Origin of the sequence: Arthrobacter sp. ISL-5 (assembly GCF_018613835.1) — a bacterium.
GTDB lineage: Bacteria > Actinomycetota > Actinomycetes > Actinomycetales > Micrococcaceae > Arthrobacter.
In genome coordinates, this window is record NZ_JAGGPM010000024.1 from 1 (window position 1) to 18,214 (window position 18,214).

Annotated in this window: 18 protein-coding genes and 1 pseudogene; 12 read left to right on the plus strand and 7 right to left on the minus strand. The window is 66.4% G+C overall.

What is annotated here, in order from left to right; genetic code table 11:
* Positions 1 to 142: 142 nt before the first annotated feature.
* Positions 143 to 475 carry a cupin domain-containing protein gene (locus J7I89_RS12555; RefSeq protein WP_214970679.1) on the minus strand — a complete coding sequence of 111 codons (333 nt, stop codon included), beginning with the start codon at positions 473 to 475 and terminating at the stop codon, positions 143 to 145.
* Positions 476 to 672: 197 nt separating this feature from the next.
* Here J7I89_RS12555 and J7I89_RS12560 point away from each other — a divergent pair, with 197 nt between their 5' ends.
* The 8 genes from J7I89_RS12560 to J7I89_RS12595 all read left to right on the plus strand — a co-directional run bounded on the left by J7I89_RS12560 (position 673) and on the right by J7I89_RS12595 (position 9,655).
* Positions 673 to 1,662 (plus strand): LacI family DNA-binding transcriptional regulator, encoded by a 990-nt coding sequence (locus tag J7I89_RS12560; protein ID WP_214970682.1) that lies wholly within the window; start codon positions 673 to 675, stop codon positions 1,660 to 1,662.
* Between the two features lie 2 nt (positions 1,663 to 1,664).
* Complete coding sequence (locus J7I89_RS12565) at positions 1,665 to 2,645, plus strand: 2-hydroxyacid dehydrogenase (protein ID WP_214970685.1); 981 nt, start codon at positions 1,665 to 1,667, stop codon at positions 2,643 to 2,645.
* A complete protein-coding gene (gene manD, locus J7I89_RS12570; protein ID WP_214970689.1) occupies positions 2,642 to 3,859 on the plus strand; it encodes a D-mannonate dehydratase ManD in 1,218 nt (405 codons plus the stop codon). Before J7I89_RS12565 ends, manD begins: the two co-directional genes overlap by 4 nt.
* Before the next feature lie 2 nt (positions 3,860 to 3,861).
* The gene (locus tag J7I89_RS12575) at positions 3,862 to 5,385 is read left to right on the plus strand and encodes a mannitol dehydrogenase family protein (RefSeq protein WP_214970692.1); all 1,524 of its coding nucleotides are present in this window, start codon (positions 3,862 to 3,864) and stop codon (positions 5,383 to 5,385) included.
* Positions 5,382 to 6,434 (plus strand): NAD(P)-dependent alcohol dehydrogenase, encoded by a 1,053-nt coding sequence (locus J7I89_RS12580; protein ID WP_214970695.1) that lies wholly within the window; start codon positions 5,382 to 5,384, stop codon positions 6,432 to 6,434. Before J7I89_RS12575 ends, J7I89_RS12580 begins: the two co-directional genes overlap by 4 nt.
* Before the next feature lie 118 nt (positions 6,435 to 6,552).
* Positions 6,553 to 7,944, plus strand: a complete 1,392-nt coding sequence (locus tag J7I89_RS12585) for an MFS transporter (RefSeq protein WP_251045264.1) — start codon at positions 6,553 to 6,555, stop codon at positions 7,942 to 7,944.
* Between the two features lie 80 nt (positions 7,945 to 8,024).
* A complete protein-coding gene (locus J7I89_RS12590; protein WP_214970698.1) occupies positions 8,025 to 8,708 on the plus strand; it encodes a bifunctional 4-hydroxy-2-oxoglutarate aldolase/2-dehydro-3-deoxy-phosphogluconate aldolase in 684 nt (227 codons plus the stop codon).
* On the plus strand, positions 8,705 to 9,655 hold the full coding sequence (locus J7I89_RS12595) for a sugar kinase (RefSeq protein WP_214970701.1): 951 nt from the start codon (positions 8,705 to 8,707) through the stop codon (positions 9,653 to 9,655). The genes J7I89_RS12590 and J7I89_RS12595 overlap by 4 nt, the downstream gene beginning before the upstream one ends.
* A 10-nt stretch (positions 9,656 to 9,665) precedes the next feature.
* Here J7I89_RS12595 and J7I89_RS12600 read toward each other — a convergent pair whose 3' ends face one another.
* Both J7I89_RS12600 and J7I89_RS12605 read right to left on the minus strand, forming a co-directional pair.
* Positions 9,666 to 10,394, minus strand: coding sequence for a polysaccharide lyase (locus J7I89_RS12600; RefSeq protein WP_214970703.1), 729 nt, complete (start codon positions 10,392 to 10,394; stop codon positions 9,666 to 9,668).
* A gap of 195 nt (positions 10,395 to 10,589) precedes the next feature.
* Entirely contained in the window at positions 10,590 to 11,483 is an 894-nt protein-coding gene (locus J7I89_RS12605) for a helix-turn-helix domain-containing protein (protein ID WP_214970706.1), read from the minus strand.
* Between the two features lie 164 nt (positions 11,484 to 11,647).
* On the opposite strand from J7I89_RS12605, the gene J7I89_RS12610 reads away from it, so the two are divergent.
* From J7I89_RS12610 to J7I89_RS25605, 3 genes and pseudogenes are all read left to right on the plus strand, one after another.
* Positions 11,648 to 11,962, plus strand: a complete 315-nt coding sequence (locus J7I89_RS12610) for a nitrilase-related carbon-nitrogen hydrolase (protein ID WP_214970709.1) — start codon at positions 11,648 to 11,650, stop codon at positions 11,960 to 11,962.
* 121 nt (positions 11,963 to 12,083) lie between these two features.
* Positions 12,084 to 12,476 (plus strand): nitrilase-related carbon-nitrogen hydrolase, encoded by a 393-nt coding sequence (locus J7I89_RS12615; RefSeq protein WP_308159904.1) that lies wholly within the window; start codon positions 12,084 to 12,086, stop codon positions 12,474 to 12,476.
* 50 nt (positions 12,477 to 12,526) lie between these two features.
* Positions 12,527 to 13,648, plus strand: a pseudogene (locus tag J7I89_RS25605) (FAD-dependent oxidoreductase).
* Between the two features lie 331 nt (positions 13,649 to 13,979).
* Here the strand turns inward: J7I89_RS25605 and J7I89_RS12630 are convergent.
* The 4 genes from J7I89_RS12630 to J7I89_RS12645 all read right to left on the minus strand — a co-directional run bounded on the left by J7I89_RS12630 (position 13,980) and on the right by J7I89_RS12645 (position 17,566).
* Positions 13,980 to 14,780 (minus strand): putative hydro-lyase, encoded by an 801-nt coding sequence (locus tag J7I89_RS12630; RefSeq protein WP_214970715.1) that lies wholly within the window; start codon positions 14,778 to 14,780, stop codon positions 13,980 to 13,982.
* Positions 14,777 to 16,138, minus strand: a complete 1,362-nt coding sequence (locus J7I89_RS12635) for an MFS transporter (protein WP_214970718.1) — start codon at positions 16,136 to 16,138, stop codon at positions 14,777 to 14,779. Before J7I89_RS12635 ends, J7I89_RS12630 begins: the two co-directional genes overlap by 4 nt.
* Positions 16,139 to 16,562: 424 nt before the next feature.
* A complete protein-coding gene (locus tag J7I89_RS12640) occupies positions 16,563 to 17,210 on the minus strand; it encodes a GntR family transcriptional regulator (RefSeq protein WP_214971017.1) in 648 nt (215 codons plus the stop codon).
* Positions 17,211 to 17,371: 161 nt separating this feature from the next.
* A complete protein-coding gene (locus J7I89_RS12645; RefSeq protein ID WP_214971046.1) occupies positions 17,372 to 17,566 on the minus strand; it encodes a hypothetical protein in 195 nt (64 codons plus the stop codon).
* A gap of 98 nt (positions 17,567 to 17,664) precedes the next feature.
* Between J7I89_RS12645 and J7I89_RS12650 the strand changes: the two genes are divergently transcribed.
* A complete protein-coding gene (locus J7I89_RS12650; protein ID WP_214970721.1) occupies positions 17,665 to 18,114 on the plus strand; it encodes a hypothetical protein in 450 nt (149 codons plus the stop codon).
* The last annotated feature ends 100 nt before the right edge of the window (positions 18,115 to 18,214 follow it).

Sequence of the window (18,214 nt, forward strand, 5' to 3'; positions counted from 1 at the left end):
ACCCGCCCCCGCAACCAGCCTGAACCCCCGTCAACCCAGCCACACGGCGCAACCAGGAACCACCAGTGGAACACCCAACGGCAGCGAGGCCCGGCGCTCCGGCACGCCCTCAGCCCGAAAAACCGCCGAAACCGGAATCAGATCATCCAACCAGGCAGATCGGTGGATCAAGGCTAAGGTAAGGCCCGTGACGCATGCCAGGTGGACGGCACGCGTACATACCGGGCGTAAAAGTCTTCCCGAGGGTCACATCAGTGAGTTCCCCCGAGAGAAGCATGACTTCCTCCCAATAGTCGTGGACGATCACGCCGCTAGCTATGGTGTCGGCACCGGGATCATAGCGTTGGAGCAAGGTCGAGTCTCCGCTAACAGGGTCCGCAGCGAGTATCTGCTCCCAAATCCCGTGTTCGGCGTCGCCGTTCGTCTTTTGCCAGTCAACGAGGGGTTCATGGAACTCCAACTCTGGTTTGCGCATTGCATCTCCTTCAGTCCCACCGACGGCGCCGTGATGTATACAAAGAGTATGCGAGGGACTGGAGTTGCGCGCACTTTTCTCAACCCGCTTACGTGGCTATCAGCCTGTGAGCCACGTCATGGAAAAAGCTTGACAAGCTTGTACAACCCTTTCCATACTTGAGGTGCAAGAGTTTCAACGAGGCAACTGGAGGACCAATGGCGGCCAAACTCACCGATGTCGCAAAGCTGGCGGGCGTCTCGCTCGCCACGGCGTCACGGGCGTTCGGAGACCCCGGCCGGCTGGCGGCAGAGACCCGCCAGAAGGTCATGGACGCCGCTGTTCAGCTCGGCTACGAAGTGCCGGGCCTCACCGGCAGCCGGACCTTCGGCGTCGTCGTACCGGACATCTCCAACGCGGTGTTCGCCGCCCTCATCAAGGCCATCCAGGACCAGGCCTGGCACGGCCGCCACCGGATGGTGCTGGCCGACACCGCCGAATCCTCCGCCCGCGAGCGCGACCACCTCGCAGCCTTCGCCACCGGAGTGGACGGCATCATCCTGTGCTCGCCCCGGCTCCCCTCGGACCAGATCCACAACCTGGCGGGCAACGCACCGCTCGTGGTCATCAACGGCGAGGCCGAGCATGCAGCGCGTGTGCTGATGGAAGCCGGCGAAGGCCTCCGCCAGGCCGTGGAACACCTCTACGCCCTCGGCCACCGCAAGCTCGCCTACATCCCCGGGCCGGCATCGTCATGGGCCAACGGCCAGCGCCTGACCGCCATCACGCGCTTCTGTGACGAGTGGGGCATCGAGCTGGTCACCGTGGGCAACCAGAACGCAACCGTCGACGGCGGCCTGGCCGCCGCTGCATCGGTCGTCGCCAGCGGCGCCACCGCCGTCATCGCCTACAACGACCTGGTGGCAATCGGCATGCTCGCCGGCGCCCGGACGCTCGGCTACCACTGCCCCGAAGACATCAGTGTGGTGGGCATCGACGACCTCGACATCGCCGCCGCTGCAGAACCCGGACTCACCTCTGTCCGGGTTCCCATCAGCCGCAGCGGTTCCCTCGCCCTTGAACTCCTCCTCGAACAGATTGCCGGCAAGCCGACGGCCACCGAGGCCGTCCACCTCAATTCACAGCTCATCGTGCGCGGCTCCACCTTCGCGGCACGCACCGCTGACCATACCCTCCAGGGAAAGTAACCATGAGAATCGTCATCGCAGACCCCAACCTGATGCCCCAGCGGGCCGCCTTCGAGGAAGCACTTCCAACCGGAGCTGCCACCTCTTGGCACGACAGCTGGAATGAACACTCGGTGCTGACGGACCTCAAGGACGCCGACGTCTACGTCGGGCCCAAGTTCACCGCGGCCATGGGAGCAGAGGCGCGCAACCTCCGCCTGGTCCATGTTGCCGGCGCAGGCTACGACGGCATCGACGCTGCCGCCCTGCCTGCCGGGGCGGTCTGCGCCAACACCTTCCACCACGAGGGCTCCATCGCCGAGCACATCGCCGCCGTCCTCGTGGCGCTCCGCCGCAACCTGCTGGGCCAGGACGCCGCCCTGCGCACGGGAGTCTGGGCCTCGTCGGTCTACTCCCCCGAGATCCCCCAGCCGGAGACTCTTCGCGGAGCCGTGGTGACCTTCCTCGGGTTCGGCCACATCGGCAGCGCCGCCTGGAAACTCCTTCAGGCCTTCGGCGCCGAGGGCATCGCGATCACCCGCAGCGGCTCGGTCAGCCCCGGGGAACACAACCTGCGCTGGGCCGGCACCACCGACCGCCTCAGCGAAGCCCTCAGCGAGTCCGACGTTCTCGTGGTCAGCATCCCGTTGGATGCCGGGACCACGTCCCTGATCGGCGCCGCCGAACTGGACGAACTCGGCCCCCACGGACAGCTCGTCAACGTCGCCCGCGGGCCCGTCGTCGACGAAACCGCACTCTATGAGGCTTTGAAGGACCGCCGGATTGCCGGCGCCGCCATCGACGTCTGGTACCAGTACCCCGGCACCGACGGCCGCGGCGAGCCGGCCACCAAGCCCTTCGGCCGGCTCGACAACATCATCATGACCCCGCACTCCTCCGGCGTCACCGCCGAAACCTTCCGCGGCCGCGCCCGCGAGATCGCCGAAAACATCACCCGCCTGTCCACGAACCAGCCCCTGAAGAATGTAGTGATTTCCCGATGACCCGAAAAATCGTCGACGTCGACGTCCTCGTCACCAGCCCCAGCCGCAACTTCGTCACCCTGAAAATAACGACCGACGACGGCATCGTCGGCTGGGGCGACGCCACCCTGAACGGCCGCGAACTCTCCGTCGCCAGCTACCTCCGCGACCACCTCGCCCCTGCACTGCTGGGCAGGGACGCGGACCGGATCGAAGACACCTGGCAGTACTTCTACCGCGGCGCCTACTGGCGCCGCGGGCCGGTAACGATGGCAGCCATCGGCGCCATCGACCTGGCACTCTGGGATATCAAGGGCAAGGCCCTGGACGTCCCTGTCTACCAGCTCCTCGGCGGTGCAGCCCGCGACAAGATCCTCACCTACACCCACGCCACCGGCTGGGATCTCCCCGAACTCCTCGACTCCGTGGAACAGCGCCGCGAACAGGGATTCCGGGCGGTCCGCGCCCAGTCCGGCGTCCCGGGCCTGGACAAGGTCTACGGCGTCACCAGGGGCGCTGCCAGCTATGAACCCGCCGGCCGCGGCGCCGGACCGGTCGAAGAAGACTGGGATACCTCGGCCTACCTGCGCCACGCCCCCAAGATCCTCTCCGCGGTGCGCGAGCACGTGGGCCCGGAACTGAAGCTGCTCCACGACGTCCACCACCGGCTCAACCCCACCGAAGCCGCGCGCCTGGCCAGGTCCCTCGAGGATGTGGACCTGTTCTGGCTTGAGGACGTCACGCCGGCCGAAAACCAGCGGCTGCTGCGCGCGCTGCGCCAGCAGACCACCATCCCGCTGGCCATCGGCGAGGTCTTCAACACTGTCTGGGACTGCGAGCAGCTCATCACCGAACGGCTCATCGACTTCATCCGCACCGCCGTCGTCCATGCCGGAGGCATCTCCCACGTCCGCAAGATCCTCGCCCTGGCGGAGGTCTACCAGATCAAGGGCGCCCCGCACGGCCCGTCCGACGTCTCGCCGATCAACCTCTCGGCATCGCTGCACCTCGGCCTGGCCACCAGCAACTTCGCCATCCAGGAATACATGGGCTACGACCCCCTCGTGTCCGAGGTCTTCCGGTCCAGCTTCCGCTTCGAGGACGGCTACCTCCACCCCGGCGACGAACCCGGCCTCGGCGTCCAGGTGGATGAAGAAGCCGCCGCCCGCTTCCTCTACAAGCAGGCGTACCTGCCCATCGCCCGGGAACTCGACGGCTCCATGAAGGACTGGTAACCGTGGCCTCCTCCCTCCCCGCGCTGTCAACAAAGACCCCCGGAATCCTGCGGCGTCCGGCAGCCCCGGCCGCCGGCATCGTGCACCTGGGCCTGGGCAACTTCCACCGGGCCCACCAGGCCGTCTACACGGACGCCGCCGTCACCGCCCAGGGCGGAGACTGGGGCATCGTCGGAGTCTCCAGCCGGTCCTCGGCCATCCCTGATGCCATGCACGCGCAGGACATGCTCTACACGGTCGTGGAAATCTCGCCCGAGGGCTCCAAGTTCAGCGTTCCGCAGGTCCACACAGACGCCTTTACGGCAGCCGGGAACCAAGGCCGTGTCATCAGTGCCATCGGCGACGCCGCCACCCGCATTGTGTCCCTGACGGTCACGGAGAATGGCTACCACTACACCCCGGCCACCGGCTCGCTGAACCTCAAGGACCCCGCCATACGGCACGACCTCGTGCACCCCGCGGCGCCTCGGACACCGATCGGACAGATCGTCCGCGGCCTGCAGCACCGGTCCCGCACCCACGCCGAGCCGGTGACCATCCTCAGCTGCGACAACCTGGCGGACAACGGCCACCACACCCAGCGGCTGGTCAGGGAATTCGCCTCCCTGCTCCCGCCGGCCGAAGCCGCCGCGGCCCTGGCCTTCATCGACACCCGCACCAGCTTTCCCTCCTCCATGGTGGACCGGATAGTGCCGGCCACCACCGAGCACTACCGCAACCTGGTCACGGCCCGGCGCGGCTACACCGACCGCATCCCGGTACCGGCCGAACCGTTCACCATGTGGATCGTCGAGGACAACTTCATCGCCGGACGCCCCGCATGGGAGGCAGGCGGCGCCGTGTTCTCCGACGAGGTGGCCGGCTACGAGCAGCTCAAGGTCCGCCTGCTCAACGGCACCCACTCCCTCATCGCCTACCTCGGGGCCCTGTCGGGCGCGGACACCATCCCCGAATCGGTCTCCCACACCCACATTGAACTGGCCGCGCGCTCGGTCCTAAGGAACGAGTACCTGCCCAGCGTCTCGGTGCCCGCCGGAGTGGACGTCGATGCCTACGAGGAACAGCTCTTCTCCCGCTGGCGGAACACCGCCCTCGGCCACGGCACCAGCCAGGTGGGCTCCGACGGCTCCGTGAAACTCCGCCAGCGGATCCCGCTGCCGGCACTGGAGATGCTCGACGACGGCCGGATGCCGCAGCTGCTGGCGCTCACCACGGCGTCGTATCTGTCATGCATCGCCCCGCTCGCAGGGTTCGACCCCGGACCGCAGGCCGACGCGATGGAAGATCCGGCCCGCGGCCTGCTGGCCGGCCTGGCCGCAGGCGCCCGCTCAGGCAAGGACTTGGCCGGCAAGGTCCTCGGCGACCACCACCTCCTCGGCGATGAACTCGCCGAGCGCAGCGAGTTCATCGCGCGCACCGGCGACTTCATCGACATCATCCGTTCCGCGGGCCCGCTGGCCGCGATCGCAGAAGCGAGCGCCCACTCACACCCTTCATCCCTCCAAACCACACAGGGCAGACCATGACCACCCAAACCATTCCCGCAGCGGACACCGCCGGGCTTCCCTCCGGCACCCAGGCAGCCGTGCTGCACGGCGCCGGCGACCTTCGCATCGAGCACAAGCCACTGGCCACCCTGGGCCCGAACGACGTCCTGGTCGAGATGCGCTCGGGCGGGATCTGCGGTTCGGACATGCACTACTACGCCGACGGACGCAACGGCACCAACGTGCTCCGCCAGCCCACGGTCCTTGGGCACGAAGGCGCCGGAGTAGTGATCGCCGCCGGTGCGCAGGCCAGCGTCGCCGCCGGCACCGCCGTCGTGATTGAGCCGGCCCTGCCCTGCCGCGACTGCCCCACCTGCCTCTCCGGGCGCTACAACCTCTGCCCCGCCGGGACCTGCTTCGGTTCCCCACCCACGGACGGGCTCTTTGCCCGGCACGTCGTCGTGCCCGAAAGGGCCGTGCACCAACTGCCGGACAGCATCCCGGCAGAAATCGGGGCCGCGATCGAACCGCTCGCCGTCGCCGTCTGGGCCGTCGAACGCGCCCAGGTGCAGCCCGGACACCGCGTGCTCATCACCGGCGCCGGACCCATCGGCCTGCTGGTCTCCCAGGTCGCGGCCGCCAGGGGCGCCGCGGAGATCGTGGTGACGGACGTGAATGACGACCGCCTCGCCGTCGCCACGAAGTTCGGGGCCACCCGCACCGTCAACACCGCGGCCACGCCGCTGGACCTGACCAACATGGACCGGCTGATCGAATGCTCCGGCAACACCAAGGCCCTTGCTGACGGCATCCAGACGCTGGCGCCGGCGGCCCGCGCCACAGTCGTCGGCCAGGCCCGGCCAACCGTGGACGGCATCCCGCTCGGGTTCCTCCAGCGCTACGAAATCGACCTCGTGACCGCCTTCCGGTACGCCCATGCCTTCCCGACGGCGATCGAACTCGCCTCATCCGGGGCGGTGGACCTCCGGTCCATCATCACCAGCACCTACCCGCTCGAAGAGGCCGCGGCCGCCCTCACAGCACCCGTAACCGACCCGACCAACCTCAAGGTCCTCATCACCTACTGATTTACCAGCACGAGACCCTCCCCAACCGCTCCCTAGCCTCGCAAGCTCGGCCAGGGAACCCGGCGGTCGTGGCCCCAGGCTCAATCACCGACGCACATCCATTCAAAGGAGTATGGAAATGACATCAGCAGCAAACCCCCCAGTGGCGGCAGTTGACCAAAAGAAGGTGCGAAAGGCCGCCCTGGCAGGCCTGATCGGCACCACCCTCGAGCTCTACGACTTCGTCATCTACGGCACGGCCTCAGCCCTGGTCTTCAGCAAGCTCTTCTTCCCGAACATTTCACCCGCGACAGCCCTGCTGGCCAGCTTCAGCACCTTCGCCGTCGGATTCCTCTTCCGCCCGCTCGGCGGCATCTTCTTCTCCCACTTCGGGGACAGGCTGGGCCGCAAGTGGATCATGGTCACCACCCTGCTGCTGATGGGCGGCGCCACGCTGGTGATCGGCCTGCTGCCCACTTTCGAGCAGGTGGGCGTCCTGGCACCGATCCTGCTGTGCGTGTGTCGTGCGGCCCAGGGCTTCGGCGCGGGAGCGGAGCAATCCGGCGGAGCCACCCTGCTAACTGAGTCCGCAGCTCCGGGCACGCGCGGCAAGCTGGCCTCGCTGATCATGGTCGGCGCCGCCGCCGGCACCGCGCTGGGTGCGCTGGTCTGGATCGCCGCCCAGGCGCTGGCTCCCAACGACATGATGACGTGGGGATGGCGGCTTGTCTTCCTGTCGAGCATCTTCGTGACTATCGCCGCACTTGTCATCCGCCGCAAACTGGACGAATCCCCTGTCTTTGAGGAAATCAAGCAGCAGCGCACCGAGCCGCCCGCTCCGCTCAAGGAAGTCATGAAGCACGGCAAGGCGAACGTGCTGCGCGTCATCCTGATGAACTTCGGCGTCAGCACCCAGTCGTACACCATCCAGGTCTTCATGGCGTCCTACCTGATCACCGTGGTGGGGACAGACCCCAAATTCATCCCGCAGGTTCTCCTCATCGGTTCAATCTGCGGAGGCTGCGCCGCCGTCGCCTTCGGCATGCTTTCCGACAAGATCGGGCGCCGCCGCGTGGTTTCCATCATCACCGGAGCGCTTATCCTCTTCCCTGCCCCCGCCTTCATGCTGCTTACCACCGGTTCGCCGATCGCCATCATGCTGGTCATCATCATCGGCTTCATGCTCGCCTGCCAGGGAGTCGTGGGGGTCCACATGAGCTACTTCCCGGAGATCTTCGGCAGCCGCTACCGCTACGCCGGAGTCACCCTCGGCCGTGAGTTCTCATCGATCATCGGCGGCGGCATCGCACCCATGGTCTGCGCCGGCCTTCTTGCAGTCTTCAGTAACTCGTGGATTCCGGTGGCCATCTACATGTCGCTCGTCATGGCCGTCAGCTTCATTGCCACCAGGCTCTCTCCCGAGACGCTTAACCGCGACCTGACCGACCCCCACGACGCCGGCCGTGAAGGCCACGCCGCCCCGGAGACCGCCGTCGTGGCTGACTTAGCCGTCACGCCGACCGCCAAGTAGCACGTCCGCAAGAGCCCGGCGGCGGCCCCTCCGCCGTCGGGCAGGCATGCTTCAGCCGACCACTCCAAAAGGAAATCTTCATGCAGCGCCTCGATCAAGGCACCCTCTCCCGACCCGCCCCTTCCGCCATCCTCAGCGGTACCCGTGTGGTGGCGGTGCTCCGTGCCACTCATGCCAAGGACTACGCACCTGTGATCGAGGCGCTGCAGCGCGGCGGCGTGCTCAGCATCGAACTCACGCTGAGCACGCCCGGCGTCTGGGGGAAACTTCCGCGCCTCAAGGACCGGTTCGGGGACGCCCTTGAGATCGGCGTCGGAACAGTCACCGAAGCGGCAGAGGCTGAGACGGCGCTCGACCTGGGTGCCGCCTACATCGTCACCCCCGTGACGGATCCGGGCGTCATCACCGCCTGCGTCGGCCGCGGCGTCCCGGTCTACCCCGGCGGACTAACCCCTACCGAGCTGCATGCCGGATGGATACTGGGTGCCACCGCGGTCAAGGTCTTCCCCGCCTCCACGGTCGGTGCCGGTTACGTCTCGCAGCTCCGCGGCCCGTTCCCGGACATCCAGGTGATCCCCTCCGGCGGCGTCAACATCGAGGACGTGCCAGGCTGGATCAGGGCCGGCGCCCTGGCCGTCAGCCTCGGTGGGCCGCTGCTCGGCGACGCCTTCAGCGGCGGCGACCTGCAGGAACTCACGGCCAGGGCACGGCGTGTCCGCGAGCTGATCGACAGGACCGCAGGCCAGCTGGGTGAAAACAAGTGAACGCCGCGCCCTACGCCCTGACCCTCGGCGAGACCATGGCGCTGATGCGCGCGGACCAGGTCGGCCCGCTCGCCCATGCGTCCACCATGAGCCTCGGCATCGGAGGCTCCGAATCCAACGTCGCCATCGGGCTTCAGCGCCTCGGCGTGGAGGCCGTATGGTGCGGCCGCGTCGGAGCGGACGGCCTCGGCCGGCTCGTGGAACGCGAAATCCGCGCCGAAGGCGTGGACGTGCGCATCGCCGTCGATCCTTCCGCCCCCACCGGCCTGATGATCAAGGAACGCCGGACGCCAGCCAGCCAGCGCGTCAGCTACTACCGAGCCGGCAGCGCCGGATCCCGGATCGCACCGGTGGACATCGACCAAGAACTCATATCCCGCGCCGGCCTGCTGCACGTCAGCGGCATCACCCCGGCCCTGTCCCCGCAGGCGGAAGCCACCCTGAGGTACGCAATTGACACCGCCAGGGCAGCAGGCGTGCCCGTGTCCTTTGACCTTAACTACCGCGCAAACCTGTGGTCGCGCGAAGGTGCCGGAAGTGTCTACCGCGACATCATTCCGTTGGCCAACATCGTGTTCGCAGGGGACGACGAGGCAGCCATAGCGGTGGGTGCCGCCGGGCCGGAGGAACTGGCCCGGCGGATAGCAGCCCTCGGACCCGGCCAGGCTGTTATCAAGCTCGGCGCGGAAGGCGCCCTGGCGTTGGTAGACGGCCGGTTGTTCCGTCGGGAGGCGGTCGCCGTCGACGTGGTGGACACGGTGGTAGCCGGCGACGCGTTCGTCGCCGGCTACCTGGCCGAATTCATCGAAGGGCGCAGCCCGGAGGACAGGCTTGCAACTGCAGCGGCAACCGGCGCCTTCGCCTGCCTGGTCCCCGGAGACTGGGAAGGCTTCCCGCGCCGCAGCGAACTTAACCTGCTCGATGCCAAGGAACCCGTCTCCCGCTAGTGCGTGCGGATTATCGCCTGACTACGACGTCGTCGACGTAGCTGTCTCCCATCTGGCGCGGGTGCTCGGCGCCAAATTGGACCTTGCTCAGGCTCGTGGTCACGAGACCCACATCTTTGGAGAAGACGGACGCGCCGTCGAACCAGACTTCGATGGATGACCTGGCCCCATTCGCCCTGACCTGCATCTGGACCCGGTGCCACGTGTTCAGCTTGATGCTTGTGGCCAAGAGCTTGGTGTACGTAAAGGTACCGTCGGGATTCGTGATCCGCAGCCAGGGCTTTCCGGTGGCGTTGTCCCGGAACACATCCGCGATCCGGGTGGTACCGGAGAAGAACCGTACGTAGGGCACGTTGTTCCCTCGCAGCCCGGCAGTCGCGATGTTAACCCACGCGTCTGCGCCGGCCCTCTTGGTCCCGGCGGGCAGCGCCAATCCCATGTTGGCCACAGAACCGACATCCGCCGTGGCGTGAAGCCTGGCCGAACACGTCCCGGAGTGCGCCGTCGGACTGGCGACCGTCGCCGTGCCATTGCCCGAGGTCGTAGCGACGAACGGGGAGAGCGAGTTGCCCTCGAAGGTCGTGGCGGTCAGCATCCTGCCCGACAGCGGGCTGACAGGGGCGGCCGTTCCCGGGCTGCAGGTCGCCGCCATAGCCGCGTTGGCGGAACCGAATACGAGGGTGCTGGAAACCAGCAGCCCGAGGGTTCCGATCGCACCCAGTTTCCTTAGTTTGCTCATGGCAGATCCTCACTGTCTTGTTCCGGTCTTAGTCGCAACCGTTGCAGAGCGAAGTGTCTGAAGACCCGGGACGTCGTGTGGCTTTGGAGATGTGGGGTAACGCTAATGCTCGATCCGCCACCTTGGAAAAACCTTGGAGTCTCCGCGAGTGCCCCCGCTCCGCAGGGGCCCAATTGGGGGGGGTGACCGCAGCTCTCAACGCCCGACGGCGATCAGGGCCAACGCCGCGTCGCGAGGTTTCTGGAGATCCAGGCCGGTGTAGTTCTCGAACGCCGACAGCCGGTTGACAATGGTGTTCCGGTGGCAGGCCAGCCGATCCGCGGTCGCCACCAGACTGCCAAGCTCGAGGAAGACGCGTGCGGCCTCCAGGAGGCGTTCGCGCTCCGCGGCGGTGCACCGGCCCAGCGCGGAGGAGACGAGCAGTTCCGGGTCGCAGCCGACCTGCGCCAGGCGGTGGGCGGTGATGGACAGCCAGCGGTCCCGGAGCGTGAAGACGCCCTTGCTGCCCATGGGCAGGTCCTTCATGATCTCGCGGGCTGCACTGGACGCGGTGCGCACTCCCCCGATTCCGCTGGCGTGGGGCGCCACGGCCACGGCCATGCCCTCGAACAGGGAGGCCTCGGGAAAGCTCAACCGCTCCTCGGCGGAGACATTCCGCGGCCGGATGACGAGCGTGTGGTGCCCCTGGTCATAGGTGAAGACCGGTGTGTCCCTCGGCGGACGTGCGCGCAGGCGCCGCCTGACCGTCAGGCTGTCGTTCCGGTCAATTGCCGCGACCAGGAACGCCGAGCGGGCGTCAACGCGCAGGGCGCCGGCAATCCGGGACAGATCCGCGGCCGAGGGTTCGGCCGGAGCCAGCAGTTGCGTGAGGTACTGCTGCTGCAGGTCGGCATCGGCGCCTTCAATCTCCTCCAGCTCCGCCAGGTACTTCTCCTGGACACGGGCGGCGAACCGGTCCACGGTGGCCCAGACGACTTCGGCCTTCTTTACCAGCAGTGCCGGATCGGCACCCAGTTCGGGGGCGGACAGGGCATCCCACAACACGGAGAAGTCGAGCCGGATCGCCCGGACCAGGCTCTCCAAAGGCACCCCCTGGCGCGCCCTGCGGGCACCTAGCTCCGAAGCGAAGGCCTCCAAGGCGTCGACGTCCGGGGCGCTTTCGCCTAGAACGGACAGGATGGCCGAAAAGGAACTGAGGCTGCTGCGGCGCAGGTCCTCAAGCGTCAGGCCTGACTCCGGCCGGAGGGCACCAAGTGACCGGCCGGATCAAGGTGGCCGTCCTGCAGGCCACCGGACTGGTCAACTCACCGCAGCAGAACCTGAACAGGCTTGCCGCCCGCGCCCAGGAAGCGAAGGCACAGGGCGCAGACCTCCTCGTGACGCCCGAGCTGTTCGTCAGCGGCTACGCCCCCAGCCTGGTCCACAGCACGACGGGACTGGCCAGCGGAAGCTGCTCGCCGACATTGCCGTGTCCGCCGGCCTGGCGATCGTCGCTTCCACTGTCGAGCACGATGGGGGCCGGCGCTACATTTCGGCATCCTTCTTCGGCCGCGACGGCGTGGAGGTGACCCGCTACCGCAAGCAGCACCTGTTCGGGAGCGCAGAAACGGAGGCGTTCGACGCCGGCGGGGCGCCACCCGCCGTCGTACGGTTCAACGGTTCAACGTTGCCCTCGGCATCTGCTTCGACATCGAGTTTCCCGAGTTTGCCCGCGCTGCTGCGCTCGCCGGCGCGGAACTGCTCTGCATTCCGACGGCGGTCCCGCTGCGTGCGGCCGTCCCCTCCGGCGTGGCTGGTCAGTCCGATACCCACCCCTTGGACACTCGGCTCATCCCGGCGATGGTGGTCCCCACCCGCGCCCTGGAAAGCCAGCTGTTCATTGCCTACGCCAACCATGCCGGCCCGCACTTCGCCGGCCTGAGCACCGTCGCCGATCCGTACGGACGCCGCCTTGCGGCGGCCGGAGACGACGCCGCGCTCATCTTCGCTGACGTTGCGGTGTCCACTCTTCCCCAGGCCCGGCTGGACACCGACTATCTTTCCCCCTTCGTTCACAGCGCAGCCAGCGCCCACCCCCAGTAAGGACTTCCGTGACCATCGCAGCCACCAGCACGCCGACTGCAAACCTGAGCATGCTCATCCCCGACTTCCCGTTCCCCTACGACGACTACATCTCCCATGAAGCCGGAATCGGCTCCGTGCCCGCGGACATGTACGGTACGGAAGTGGCCGTCGTCGGGGCCGGGCTGTCAGGACTCGTCGCAGCCTACGAGCTCATGAAGATGGGTCTCAAACCGGTTGTGTACGAGTCATCCCCTGGAGATCCTCCGTGTGGTCTACGTCGACGCCGACGCCGACCAGCACCGGATCATCGGCGGCGCCCAGCTCCTGCCCGAACGCCTCTGGAACCATGCCCCGGCAGGTCTGGCGCACTGGCCGGAAGGCACCAGCCTCGCCTCCCTGCACGGGGGCCACCCGCGGCCCGGCGTCGCCTCCATCCGGCGTGTCCGCGGCGGTGACGGCGCAAAGGTAGCCAGCCAAGGACCCATCACCGGAACGGACAAATGGGGACAGTCGCGGCAGTACCCTGCTGTCATTGCGACCTGCCAGAGCTGGCTGCTCTCGGCCCGCATCGACGTCGACGAATCCCTGTTCAGCCACAAGCTCTGGACCGCGATCGAGCGCAGCCACTACTTGCAGTCCTCCAAGACGTTCGTCGTCGTCGACAGGCCGTTCTGGAAGGACATCGACTTGGCTACCGGGCGCCAGGTCATGAGCACCACACTCACGGACCGTCTCACTCGCGGAACGTATCTGCTGGACAACGGAATGACGACGCCCTGAAATGGCTGCCGCTGGATGCAGACGAACGCGTCCGGCTCATGCTGCACTCCCTCAAGCAGATCTACCCCACGGTGGACATCGCCTCGCACATCATCGGCGAGCCCATCAGGGTCTCCTGGGAGGACGATCCCAACTTCATGGGTGTCTTCAGCAACAACCTCCCCGGGCACTACCGCTACCAGGAGCGGCTCTACACGCACTTCATGCAGGATGGAATGGACGCGGCCCACCGCGGGATCTACCTGGCCGGGGACGGCGTCTCCTGGACCGGCGGCTGGGCCGACGGCGCGGTGACCACCGGCCTCAACGCGGTGTGGGGCGTCATGACGCAGCTTGGCGGCAAGACCAGCCCCGACAATCCCGGACCGGGCGACCGGTTCGACGAGCTCAAGCCCTTGCGGCTCCCCTGACCGGGGCCGCGGCCGGTCCGGCACCGGACAGGCGCCAAAATCCGGACGGGACAACAATGCACGGCTGGGCGGTGCTAACCACTGCCCAGCCGTGCATTTAGGGAATCAGATTTCGTTGGGTTCCAGGAAGCCGACGCGTGTCCACAGGCAGGGGCCGGCCTGAGTCACCCGGGAAGAGCTGGCCCTCGCGCAACGCTATGTGCACTCCCGCGGGGTCTTGCCAGACCCCTGATAGTTCGCAGTGCGTGCCGGTGGCTTGCTGCCGTGGCCCCGCTGGAGTGACTCCTCCTTGGGCCATCCGCCCGGCCGCCGGAATCCTCTTTTTCACTGTTTATTCATCTCCCGCTGATTTCCGGTAGTTGCTTTCGGGAACGTCGGTGATGAACATGTGCCCGGGAGCATGGCTGATGGCGAACGGGGGCCGTGATGCCATTACTGCGCTCTGCGGTGTCACGCCGCAGGCCCAGAACACCGGCACTTCCCCCGGCCGGATCTCCACGGCATCTCCGAAGTCGGGGCGGTCGATGTCAGCAATACCCAGTTCCTCGGGTGTTCCGACATGAACAGGTCCGCCGTGTACCTTCGGCACCTGTGAGGTGACCCTGATGGCCGTCTCGACCATCTCGGCCGGCATCGGTCGCATGGAGACAACCATGGGGCCGTGAATGCGTCCCGCGGGCGTGCATTCCACATTGGTCCGGTACATGGGAACGTTGCGGCCGGTTTCGGTGTGACGAAGCGGGATGCCCTCGCTGGCGAGTGCGGCCTCAAACGTGAAGCTGCAGCCAATGAGCACGGCCACCATGTCGTCGCGCCAGGCCGACGAAACGTCAGGCACTTCGTCGGCGAGGACGCCGTCCTTCCACAGGCGGTACGCCGGAATGTCGCTGCGGATATCCGACCCGGCTGCCAGGGCGCTTTCGTAGCTGCCCGCGGGGATGATGTCGATGACGGGGCAGGCCTTCGGGTTGAGCCGGCAGAACTCGATGAATTCGTCGGCGTAGTCGGCGGGCACTGCTATGAGGTTCGCCTGGGTGAAGCCGTCGCTCCAGCCGGATGTGGGTGTGACGAGGCCGTTGCGGAACTGCCGGCGCGCTTCGGACGGTGCCACAAGGGAGTTCGGCTGGTTCATCGCGTGCCGCTCCCCACGAGTTCACCTGACGACTGCAGATATTCCTCGTCCTCGGCGACATTGGAGTCCCGGCCGAGCGCCAGTCCGACCAGGGTCAGCAGGCACGCGACGCTGAGGTAGATGGCGACCGGGACCCAGCTGTGGAAGGTGCTCAGCAGCAGGGTGAACATGAGCGGCGCTATGGCGCCGCCGATGATCCCGGCAAATGTGTAGGCCAGTGAGCTGCCGGTGGACCGGAGCCGCGGCGAGAACTGCTCGACAACGAAGGCTGCCTGCGGCCCGTACATGAAGGAGTGGCAGAGCAGGCCCAGGACCGTGCCCACGATCAGCATTACCGGCGAACGGCCTTCGAGAACGATGAAGAACAAGTACGCCCACACTGCGGCCGCCACAGCGGCGATACCGTAGACGAGCCGGCGGTTGATGCGGTCAGAGATGTGGCCGGCGAGCGGCATCGTGAAGAGCTGGAGTGCCGAACCGACGAGTACGGCCACGAGCACCTGGCCGCGGTCGAAGCCAAGCTCCTGAATGCCGTAGGTGAGTGTAAAAACAGTGCACAGGGCGTAGGTGACATCCGGGCCGATCCGGCTGAGCATCGCGGCCAGGAGGGGACGGCGCTGGGTGGTGAGGACTTCCCTGATCGGGGCCTTGGGCTTGTCTCCCCTGGCCTCCATGGCCTTGAAGATGGGGGTGTCTTCGAGCTTGAGGCGGATCCAGAGGCCGAAAGCCACAAGCAGGGCTGAGATCAGGAACGCAATCCGCCAGCCGTAGTCAAGGAATGCTTCCTCCGAGAGGGTCAGCGTCAGCACGGCAAGCGCACCGTTGGCCATCAGGTTGCCCGCCGGCGGCCCGATCTGTGCCGCCGACGCCCAGAAGCCGCGGCGGTTCGGGTCACCGAATTCGCTGGAGAGCAGCACGGCGCCGCCCCATTCGCCGCCGACGCCCACGCCCTGTGCGAAACGCAGGAACACGAGGATGGCCGGCGCGATGATGCCGATGTTGTCATACGTGGGCAGCAGACCGATGAGGAAGGTCGCGACGCCAATCAGCATCAGCGTGAACACCAGGATCTTCTTGCGGCCGATCTCATCCCCGAGGCGGCCGAAGATGATGCCGCCGACCGGGCGGGAAATGTATCCCACGGCGTACGTCGAGAAGGCGAGCAGGGTGCCCGTCACCGGGTCCGAGGCCGGGAAAAAGATGAGCGGGAAAACGATCGCCGCGGCTGCGGAGTAGACGGCGAAGTCATAGAACTCAAGGGCCGTGCCTGTCAGGCTGGCGGCGAATGCCTTGTACATGCCCTTGCGCCCTACAAAGGGTGCTTGGGTCCCGGAGGCCACTGCGGGTTGGTTGGCCATTTTTCCTCCATGAAGAGTGTGGAATTCATCGGCTGGTGCGACGGATGCTGCATGCCGCCTGTTTGTCCGCGCCTGCGACGTTGACGGGCGGGGCAACGGGGGCAGTTGGTGTGAGGCTTGCCGCCAGTGTGGCTGGGGAAAACCTAGCGTTGTGTTGAATTGTCAGATCGTTGAACAATTCATTCTTGTTGAACAATTTACGCGACGCAGGTCACACCCGTCAAGGGTCGGCGAATCTTAGCCGCGGGCAGGGAGGAATCGGGCTCGGAGAATCGAGGTCAGGCGGGATCAGGAGCTGGTCCGGGTTGCGCGCATGGAGGGACGTCCCGTTAGGCGATCCCGACGGGCGGCGCTTGGACCGCCAGGCCCTCGGACCGTCAAAGTCGTAACGAGGTAGCAGCGCCGGGCTGCGGCGCAGTTCCTGTTAGGAGGTGTGAACCGCGGTCTGGTGCTCTTCTGACCTGTCGAGATAGGACAGTAGGCGTTCGGCCGCCAGTTCGGTGTCGCCGGCTTCGAGGGCTTTGCAGATCTTTTCGTTCTCTTCCAGATAGTCCTGGTAGAACCCGCCGTCGACAGAGGCCTTGTGGAAGAACAGCCTCATCTCGGCGAGCACCTGCGACATGATGGTGTTGAGGCGCTCGCTGGACGCCATTGCTACGAGGGCGCCGTGGAAGTGCTGGTTGGCACTGCCCAGGCCTTCGCTGTCCCCCGCTGCGGCTGCGCGTTTGCCTTCCTCGACGGCCGCCCGCACGGACGCGATGCTTTCCGGGCTGCCGCCGCCGCGGACGGCGCTGACCTCGATGGCCCGCCGCACGGTGTAGACGTCATGTATGTCGTTGACGCCCAGGCTGGCGACGAAGACACCGCGGTTGGGCTGGCGGACAACCAGGCGCTCGCTGGCAAGTTCGGCAAACGCTTCGCGCACGGTATTGCGTGAGACGCCGAGCTCTTCGGAAAGGGCCTCCTCCTTGAGCTTTGTTCCCGGCAGCAGGGCGCCTTCCGCGATCTGGAGGCGCAGTTCGGTGGCGACGCGGGTTGCCACTGAAGGAACCGCCACGCGCAGCCTGGACATTCCGCCCGGCGATGCCGGTCCGCCCTGGGGGGCAGCCGCAGGTTCGTGGAAGCGGGAATTCTCGGCGTTCGGGTTCGCAGGTGCCATACGTCCGAATTTACACGAGCTGCACCACAATCCGATTGCTGAATCGTTGAACGTTTCCCAAGTCGGCTGGACGCTCAGTCCGTAGGTTTGTTCCGCGCTTCTTGCTGATGCTTCTCAAGCTTTTCTTCCGAATCCCTGCGACGCTGCCCCACTGTCCGCATCTGGCCGGTGGACGGAGCCGATTGTTCATCTTTGGCTTCGCCTTGCGCCTGCTTTTCCGCGATCGCGGGAGCACGCGGCTCGGGGCCGGAACCTGCATTCTCGCTCATACACAAATCCTCCCACCCGGGCTGGGCGGGGAATAGTGCACCGGTTTGAAGCGCGGCCCCGAGTTCCGGGTGTCGGAAAGGGTGAAAGAATAGTACTTGTGAACGCAAATGTCTCACCTAGGGAACCAGTTGAGGACACATCGCCGGAGTCAACGCTCCGGGTGTCATCCGTCGTTTCGGTTCCGCGCGAACTCTATGCGGGCACTGCGCCTGCCCGGTACACCGTCTCGGCCCGCTTCTCCCGAAGTGTCAATCCGGTCGAGTCCAAGTTGATTCCGGGACCGGCCGTCCGGGAGCGCCTCGCGGAACAGGGCTATGGCGACGTCAGCCTCTACGTTGATGACCGGCGCCTGGAAATCCGGAATACCAGCCTGGAGGAACTGAAATCCGGATTGTCCACGCTGATCGGCTCGCTGGTCAGGGAGATAAGTGAACAGTCACGTCACGAGCGGGAGCAACGAAACGAAGATGCTCTGCTAAAAAGCCAGGCGGACGAAGCCCGCCGTAAGACCATTGACGCCTTGGCCCACGAAATTTCCTTCGATTAGAGTGACCGCCAGCCCCGGCGCTCCCGCCCTTGCCCTTGCCCTTGCCGGACCTTCGGATACCCACACCTTTATGGAAGGTAGGGGGACGACCGTCAACAGG